The organism is Sphingomonas sp. LH128 (assembly GCF_000293195.2).
GTDB classification, from domain to species: Bacteria; Pseudomonadota; Alphaproteobacteria; order Sphingomonadales; family Sphingomonadaceae; genus Novosphingobium; species Novosphingobium resinovorum_A.
Genome location: NZ_ALVC01000158.1, coordinates 1 through 5,351, shown reverse-complemented (window position 1 = coordinate 5,351; position 5,351 = coordinate 1). Strand labels below are relative to the sequence as shown.

General features: G+C 65.8%; 1 protein-coding gene. It reads right to left on the bottom strand.

The genetic code is table 11. The features are described from left to right. On the bottom strand, positions 1-5,244 hold a 5,244-nt coding region (locus LH128_RS13530), incomplete at its 3' end, for an autotransporter domain-containing protein (RefSeq protein ID WP_008830206.1). Positions 5,245-5,351: the final 107 nt, after the last annotated feature.

Here is a 5,351-nt window from a genome sequence, read left to right as displayed (position 1 = left end):
GATGGTCGCGACGTTGTTGTTGCTACCGAAGGCGTAGCTACCGCCCAGGGAGATGTTGACCTTGTCCGCCACGCTGGTGCTGAGCCCGGCAGCGACGGTCGCATAGCCCTTCGGATCGACGCCCTTCAGTGCGAAGGTGTTGCCGTCCGGATCACCCAGGTAACCGACCGTGCGCGTGGTGCCCGCATCACCCTGGAAGGTGTAGGCGAGGCTGGCGTACGGGCGCAGGGTGAAGGCTTCAGTCTGCGTGGCAACCGTGGCGAAACGAACGCCCAGGGTCGGCTCGAAGACGCTCTTGCTGTCGCCCTCGACCTTGAGGCCGAGACCGGCGCCGCCCTCTTCGGTGAAGCCCTTGGTGCTCCAGTGACGGATCGCCAGTTCACCGAAGGGCACGATTTCCACATCGCCCTGGCCGAAGTTGTACGACACGCCGAGGCTGCCGTCCCACTCGCTGCCGTTGAAGTCTGCGGTGACCTTGCGGGACAGCAGGGCCAGATTACGCTGCGCGTCGAAGCTCGAGAAGCCGTAGACGAACTGCGCGTTGACCGAGAGCGGACCGAAGCCCTGGGTCCAGTAGGCACCCAGCGAGTAGGTCTTGCCGTCCACCTTGACCGGCTGGCCCTTGGCATCGACGTTGTGGCGGGCATAGCCGAAGCCGAAGCCGAAGGCGCCGGTTTCGTTATAGGCGATGTCGAGGCCAGCGGCCGCGCCATAGCTCGTCGCGTCGATCTTTGCCGCACCCGAGTCGGTGCCGCTGAACTTCGCGAAGTTGCCGATCGGCGCGATCCACAGACCGGCGGCACCAGCCTGACCGTCACGACGCTGGGCAAGCTGGTCGAGCTGTCCCTGGAACGCGACGTTCTGGCGCAGGTTGGCCAGCGAGCCGTAGATCGAGGCCGAGGCCAGCTCGTTGAACACCGCTGCAGCCTGCGCCGCAGAGAGGTTCCAGTCGAGGTTCGACACGAGGTTGGCGACGTCCTGGATCTTGTTCAGTTCGTCGATCGAGGCGTAGCTGCGCACGCCCGATGCATCGTCGACCAGAACCTGCACCACGCCCGGGATCGCCTTGTCGAGAGCGACGGCGGCTGCGGCCGCGTTCGGGCTGGTCGCCGCCGTGCCGTAGCTGACGCGGGTGGCTTCGACCGAGACGGTGCCGCCCGAGGTCTTCGAGGCCAGCGTCACGAACTGAGAGTTCAGGTTGCTGACCACCGAGACGGAGCCGGAAACGGTTCCACCGACGGTGAAGAGGTCCGCGCTTTCTCCGCCAAGGAAGATCGAGCCGGTCGGGACATAGACCTGCACCTTGCCGCCAAGCACCAGGTTGCCGCCCACGGTGATCGACGAAGGCGAATTGATCGCCACGCCTGCCGCTTCGGGGGTGGTGTAGGCAAGACCCGAACCGGTCAGCACGGTGGTGATCGGGGCGAGGAAGTCGGTCGAGGTCGAGACCGGTGCAACCGCGGTCTTCACCAGCGTGCCGTTGAGGCCGATGGCCAGCGTACCGGCAGTCGTGAAGTTGCCCGAGACCACCAGGTCCGTACCCACGATTGTGGGCGTGGTGCCGGTGATGCTGGCGCCCGAACCGGTATTGGCCGGGGTCACCAGCGTACCGACGATCAGGGTGCCGTTGGCGCCGACGGCGACGTCACCGTTGATGCCGAAGGAACCATCGACCGGCGGGGTAATCTCCGCCGTGCCCGAGTTGACGTTCAGCTTGAAGCTGCCGCCGGTGGCGCCTGCCTCGAGACCGGCCGACCACACGGCATCGGCATCGATCGTGTCGGCGGGAACGTAGGCCGGGCCGACCAGGGTCAGCTTGCCGCCGTTCACGTTGACCACGGTGTCGGTGTTGTTCTCTGCGAAAAACGAACCGGTGGTCTGCGAACCCGTGTTGAGGTTCACCGTCGCGGCGACATTGCTGGTCTTGAACGTCGCGTCGGCGGTCTCGTAGTCCGCACCAGTGACGTAGACGTTGCCTTCCAGGATACCGTTCTGGTTAACGGTGTAGGTCTGGGTGGACAGCGTCGCAGCCGGGGTGAAAATCTCTTCCGCGTCGAGATCTCCTGACGACGATGTCGAGGTGATGGTAGCCACCCCAACGCCGTTCGGCACGGCCATGCCAAGCCAGATATCGCCTTCCACAGTCCCGCTGTTGGTCACCGTGCCGGTGGCACCGGCGACTTCGATGTACGAAGTGGTGCCGCTGTTGGTGACCGAGGCGGCGCCGCCGACCGGCGTGTAGGTCTTCGTACGGGTGATGGTGTGGGTGGACGGGCTCAGGTTGATCCAGTCGTCATCGACTTCGACGTAGCTTTCGCTCACGCCGCCGGCATAGGCGACAAGAGCCGCCGCTTCGCCGCTGTTGGTGACCGAGGCGGTCTTGAGACCCTCAGCCACTGCGGCACCGGCGATCGTCCCGGCATTGGTGACGCTTGCCGCGTTGCCGACCAGCGTTTCGGCATAGCTGTAGTTCTGCGTGACCACGCCGGTATCGGCGTAGGTGCGCGTGACCGTGCTGGTCGTGTCGGTGAAGCTGCTCGACGCATAGGCCGAACCATCGACGCTCGATCCCGCCGCGACGGTGATGGTCGCACCACCGAGACCCGATGCGGAGACGTCAGAGACGCTGGGCGTCGCCGTGCCCACGCCGTCAGCCTTGAAGGCCGCCGAAGTGTCGATAACGACCGAGGCAGTGCCGCCCGAATTGGTGGAGCTGCTGGTGCTGGTGTAATCGGTCAGTACCGGCGTGGCCGTCGTTCCGGCGGAAGTCCATTCGGTCGAGGTCGCCGAGTTGAAGCCGACGGCGTAGGCATCAACATAGCCGCCGACCTGGCCGGTGACCGTTGCCGAGGCATTGCCACGGACTGCCGACACGACGAGGCTTCCTTCGACAAGGCCGTCGACGGCTGCCGAAGCGTTGCCGGATGCGGCGGCGACCTGCGAGGACCACGCTTCGGTCTGGGTCCGGGTAGAAGTCCCGGCCTCGGGGTCGAAGGCATAGAGGTTGGTGCTGGTCAATGCCGTGTCGGTGCCTGCGGCTGATACCGCCACATTGCCGAGCACGCTGGCACCCGCTGCGACCTGAGCCGAGGCCGAAGACACGCCCGCGACGTTGAGCGAGCCGTTGACTTCGCCCGATCCGCTCACGTTACCGACTGCCGCACCGCCGGTGACGGTGCTGGCATAGCTGTCCGCATAGTCGGAACCGATCAGGACCGAAGGCGAACCGGCGTAAGTATCGACCGAGTTGGAGGTGCTCTGCGTGCTGGCGATGCCGCTCGCGTTCGAATTCACCGATCCGTCGACGATGCCGGAGACGGTGACAGTGCTACCCGTGGTGCCGTTCGAGGAAACGGTCTGCGACCCGAAGTAGGCATCCGACACATGGCCGGTGATGTTCACCGTGCTCGTGCCTGCGGCGGAGACCGAGGAACCCGTCGACGCATAAGTGTAAGTCGACGTGTTGTTTTCCGGCGCCGCAGCGTCGGTCACATAGAGGTCGGTGGAGGTCCATTCGCTTTGCGACGTACCCGTGCCCAGCCCGGCCGACGAGGCGATCGAGCCGAAGACCGTACCCGAAGCGTTGACCGTGCTGTTGCCGGTCGCTTCCTGGGTGATGTTACCCTCGGTGACAGGGGAGAAGCTCACCTGGCCGTTGGTGCCCGAATAGGTGCCCGTCACGTTGCCGGCGATGCCGGTGGTCTGCGAGGAACCCGTCTCGGTGTAGGTGACGGTGGTGACGTCGCCTTCGATAACGGTCGCGAGGTTCTCGGAGTAGGTGCTCGCCGTGTCGTTGCCACCGACGTTCACATACGTCGAGCCGACAACCTGGCCGCTGTTGGTGACGGTGGCGTCATTCAGCGCGGTGACCGATACGTTGCCGCGAACGTATCCGGCGTTGTTGAAGGTGGCATCGCCGCCCGCACGGGTGGAGGTGTTCTCCTGGCTGTAGCTGTAGTCGCCGGTGACCGGGTCGGAGCCCGTGCTGGTCGTGGCGGAGGTGCTTTCGTAGCCGGGACGGGCACCCAGGTACACCGAGCCGTTGATGATGCTCGATGCGGCCGAAGTGACCGACGCGCTGCTGTTGCCGTAAGCCGTCACGTCACCGCCAACGGTCGCACCCGAGCCGACCGCAACCGAGGCCGACCCGTCCGCGAACGTGCTGCTGCTGTTGCTGACGCTGGTGTCCGTCTCCGCCGTGTAGGCGCTGTCGTAAGTGGTGTTGGCAATGTTGGGCTGGCGTGCGGTGATGCTGCCGTCGACATCGCCATTGGCGATGACCGAGGCGCCTGCATCGCCGACAGCGTTGATGCTGCCGCCGACCGAGCCGCCGGTGCCGACCGTGACGCTCGAAGCGCCGCCCGAACGGGTGCTGGTCTGGGCGTAAGTGCTGCCGGTCAGGTCGCCATCGGTGTCGTAGCTGCTGCTTCCGGCGTAGGTATAGTCGGTTCCGTTGGAAACCGCGTTGATGCCGCCGGCGATTTCGCCGTCGCTGGCCACACTCGCACCGGCGTCGCCGGTCGCGTTGATGCTGCCAGCGACGGAGCCGCCTGCGCCCACGGTCACGCTCGAAGCGCCGCCGGACTGGCTCTGGGTCTGGGTATAGGCGCTACCGGCGAACACATCGTCGGCATCACGCGTTTCGGTGGTGACATAGCGATAATCGTAAGTCGAGGACGAGGCATTGACGCCGCCGGTGCCGACCTTGCCGTCAACGGCAACGGTGGCCCCGCCAACGGCGCTTGCCGAGACGCCGGTGACATCGCCATCGGCGCCGACGGTAACCGCCGCAGTGCCGGTCGCGGCGCTGAAGCCGTAGTCGTACGTGGTCGTAGTCGCATCCGCGACCGCAGCGTTGCCGCCGCTCCACGACGTGCCCGAACCGGTGGCGCCGACGGCCGAGACCGCGCCGGCCACGGCGTTGACGCTGACGCTCGCGTCACCCTGGTTGGCGGTGGCCACGAGATTCGCGCCCGTCACGCCGTCTGCCAGGGTAGCATCGCCGTTCTGGGTGATCGCGGCGTTGCCGCCCTCGATGGTCGAGGTGGTGATGCCGTCCGCCGTGGTGCTGGTCGCCTGCGAGAACGCGGTCGCACGCACGCCGTTGAACTGCGACGCTGCGATCAGGGAGCCGCCTGCAGCCGTCGTCACCGCAACGTTGCCGAAGCCGGTGCCGTTGATGCTGCCATAGACGGTGCCGGCATTGGTGATCGAAACGTCGCTGCCGAAGTTCGTCGCCTGCACGCCGCCCGTGACGAGGCCGTTGTTGGTCGGCCGTGAACAATGCGATGTTCGTTTCGGCGACGGGTAGATTGCGTCCGATGTGCCGTGAGGGGTTTATCGAACTGGTA